Origin of the sequence: Candidatus Sulfotelmatobacter sp., assembly GCA_035498555.1 — a bacterium.
In the GTDB taxonomy this organism is placed as follows: domain Bacteria; phylum Eisenbacteria; class RBG-16-71-46; order RBG-16-71-46; family RBG-16-71-46; genus DATKAB01.
This window is the reverse complement of record DATKAB010000129.1, coordinates 1-3,154: the sequence shown is the minus strand read 5'-3', so window position 1 is coordinate 3,154 and position 3,154 is coordinate 1. Positions and strand designations below refer to the sequence as shown.

At 68.5% G+C, this 3,154-nt stretch carries 3 protein-coding genes; 1 reads left to right on the top strand and 2 read right to left on the bottom strand.

The genetic code is table 11. The annotated features are described in order from the left end of the window. Positions 1 to 699: hypothetical protein (locus VMJ70_11125; protein HTO91670.1), on the top strand; the 699-nt coding region annotated here is incomplete at its 5' end. Between the two features lie 15 nt (positions 700 to 714). Here the strand turns inward: VMJ70_11125 and VMJ70_11120 are convergent. Together VMJ70_11120 and hflX are read right to left on the bottom strand one after the other, a co-directional pair. Then, on the bottom strand, positions 715 to 1,956 hold the full coding sequence (locus tag VMJ70_11120; protein HTO91669.1) for an HNH endonuclease signature motif containing protein: 1,242 nt from the start codon (positions 1,954 to 1,956) through the stop codon (positions 715 to 717). A gap of 322 nt (positions 1,957 to 2,278) precedes the next feature. Next, on the bottom strand, positions 2,279 to 3,154 hold an 876-nt coding region (hflX, locus tag VMJ70_11115), incomplete at its 5' end, for a GTPase HflX (protein ID HTO91668.1).

The window sequence follows — 3,154 nt, the reverse complement described above, 5'->3', positions numbered from 1 at the left end:
GACATCGTGCGCGATGCCGGAACACTCCGCTGCCACGGCGAGTTCTCGGACGGAATCGGCGCCGGGCTCTTCGATCTGGTGCTCGACTCGCGCTACGCCGATCAGCTCGAGAAGCGCGGGGTGGGGCGGCCGACGCGCGATCAGCAGGTGAGGCTGGCGCTCGCCGACGCCAGCTACGAGCTGCTCGACGTGCTCGCCGCGCAGAAATACCCGACGCCCGACGTGGATATGTTCCTCAAGATGACGCAGCACGGCGTGGATGTGGAATACATCCAGGGCATGGCGAAACTCGGCTACAAGTTCGGCACCGTGTCGGAGCTGATCAAGGCGCGCGACCATGGCGTGGATCCGGAGTTCGTGCGGCGCATGGCCGACGCCGGCTATTCGAAGCTCGACTTCGATGTGCTGCTCCGCGCGCGCGACCATGGGGCCGATCCCGAATACATCGGTGACATGGCCGAGCTGGGCTTCAAGAAGCTGCCGCTCGAGGATCTGATTCGCGCCCGCGACCACGGCGTGGACGCCGACTACGTCGAAGGCATGAATCGCGCGGGCTACCCGAACCTGTCGCTCGCCACGCTAATCCGCGCGCGCGACCACGGCGTGAGCCCCAACTACGCGAAGCGCATGAAGGAGAATCGCGCGGGCGTCACCATCGAAGAGGTGATCTCGATGCGCGACCGCGGCGTGCACGACTAGGCTTCATCGGCTCGCTCAGCCCGCCCTGGAAATCGGCTCGGGCGCCGTTTCGAGTCTCCTCCCTCCGCCGCCGCCGAACCACTGCAGCGCGGCGCGCACGCGCTCGTCGAGAGGCGCATTCGGGTTGGCGCTGCTGTTCGCGGCCGCTTCCCGCGCCTCGTCGGCTCGCAGGCCCAGTCGCCGCAGACAGCGCACCGCGTCGCCATCGAAGGGCGCTGGAGTCCTGGCCGGCGAGGGCCGGTCGGCCCTGGCCGCCTTGCGCTTCTCCTTCATGAATCCGGCTCCGAACACGCGCTCGGCCATGTGCCGGTTGTGCGCGCGGCAGAGCAGCCTGAGGTTGTCGGCCGTCGACTCGCCGCCCCGGGCGACCGGCACGACATGGTCGAACTCGAGCGGGCCCGTACAGTCGCAACGCCTGCCCGTGAGACTCACGAACGTGCAGCGGCCGCCATCCCGAAGCCAGACTTGGTGGCGCACCTGGACCGGAATGTGCCGGGGGTTGGCGCTGGCGCCGCGAGGGGTCGCCCGCCGCCTCGTGCCCGCCCCGAACTTGCGCCTCTCCAGCTCGGCCACGAGCGCGTTCAGGGACCGCTTGAAGATCCTCGACGGATCGCGCGACGGCTCGGCGTGGCCGAGCAGGGCCTGGGCGTAGCGCAGCAGTTGAATGGCCTCGTCGTCGAGGCGCACCTGGAGCGGATGGGTCTCGGGAGCCAGGCCGGCGAGGCCTGCTCCGCCCGGCTCGGGTGGCTTCGCGGCCGAACCCGGCTCCGATTCGGGTTCAACTGTCCTTAAGGACAGTGACGGGTCCGCCGCGCCGGTGCTGCCATCGGCCGGGGACCCGGCGGCTGGCGCGGTTCGGGTTCGTCGGGTGACGAGGCGTTCGAGTTCGGCCTCGGTCTTGAACGCCGCCTCTTTCAGGAACTCCCCAACGTTCTCCTCCGTAAGATGCGGGGCCAGCACCACCGCCCCGCTTCGGCTCAGCCGCCCGTCGGCGATGGCTTCGAGCAGCGCCGGGAACCGCCGGCCGGAGCGGGCCACTCGAATCCACTTGCAGGCCTGCTGATCGCACATCCGGAACTCGCCGATGCAGAAGGCATGCAGCGAGCCATAGGCGAGCGGCAGGTAGAGTTCGCGGGCGTCGATTTCGGCGAGCTGGGCGAGGAAGCGGGCGGTGGCGAGCCGGCGGCTACCAAACTCGTGCCGTGCCGACTGGAGCAGGTCGCCGTCGGCGAGATGCGAGAACGAGAAGCGATGCATGGCGCATTCCCGCGGGGGCGGGTGAAGCGGGGGCAACGCTCTCTTTCTACCATACGCGTTTTCGGCGCCTCAGGATCGACGCGGCGGGCACATCAGGAGGCGTCGCGAAAAACTTCGATCCGACGCGCATTTACGCGGCGCACGGGTATCCAGCGCACGCTGCGCGCTGATCGCGCAACGATTCACCAGGCAGGCCAGTGCGAACGCGAAAAGGCTGTCAAGGAGAATTTCGGTCCAGACCGGACACACGGGTAACAGATCAGATCGGGGACATTATTACGGCGGCTGATCGCGCGCGGTTCGGTGATTCGCTGACTCGAGTCTAACTGCGCACCGCCGCCGCCTCGGCGCTCATTTGGAACAGCGCCGTCCGCAGTTCGGCGACGCCCTTGCCGGAGCGCGCCGAGATCACGTGGCAGCCGGGGTACCGAGCGCGCAGGCCGGCCCCGGCCTCTTGGTCTCTCAGCGCGTCGCACTTGTTGAATACCAGAATCGTGGGGCGCGGCGTCTCGAGCAGCGACTCGAGCACTTCCTCGACCGCGCGCATCTGCCGCGCCACGTCCGCGTCGGCGGCATCCACCACGTGCAGCAGCACGTCGGCCTCTATGGCCTCGACCAGCGTCGAGTGGAACGACGCCACCAGGTGGTGCGGGAGCTTGCGGATGAACCCGACCGTGTCGGTGAGCAGCACCACCTGGCGCTCGGCGTTCACCATCTGGCGGGTGGTGGCGTCGAGCGTCGCGAACAGCCGATCCTCCACGAACACCGAAGCGCGCGTGAGCGCGTTGAACAGCGTGCTCTTGCCGGCGTTCGTGTAGCCGACCAGCGCGGCGCGGAATTCGCGGCGTCGCCGGCGGCGCTGGGTCTCGCGTTCGCGCTCGACCCCTTCGAGCGCCCGCTTGAGCCGCGCGATCTTCTCGCGCACCAGCCGGCGATCGGTCTCGAGCTGCGTTTCGCCGGGACCGCGCGTGCCGATGCCGCCGGCCTGACGTTCGAGATGCTTCCACATGCCGGTGAGGCGCGGCAGCATGTACTCGAGCTGCGCCAGCTCGACCTGCAGCCGCGATTCGCGGCTGCGCGCGCGGCGCGCGAAGATGTCCAGGATCAGTTCCGAGCGATCCACCACCTTGACGCCCAGCTCCTTCTCGAGATTGCGCACCTGCGGCGGCGAGAGGTCGTCGTTGAAGATCGCGAGATC

Excerpts from the sequence above, each read along its gene's own strand:
- VMJ70_11120 (HTO91669.1), bottom strand. The coding sequence starts at position 1,956 with ATGCATCGCTTCTCGTTCTCGCATCTCGCCGACGGCGACCTGCTCCAG.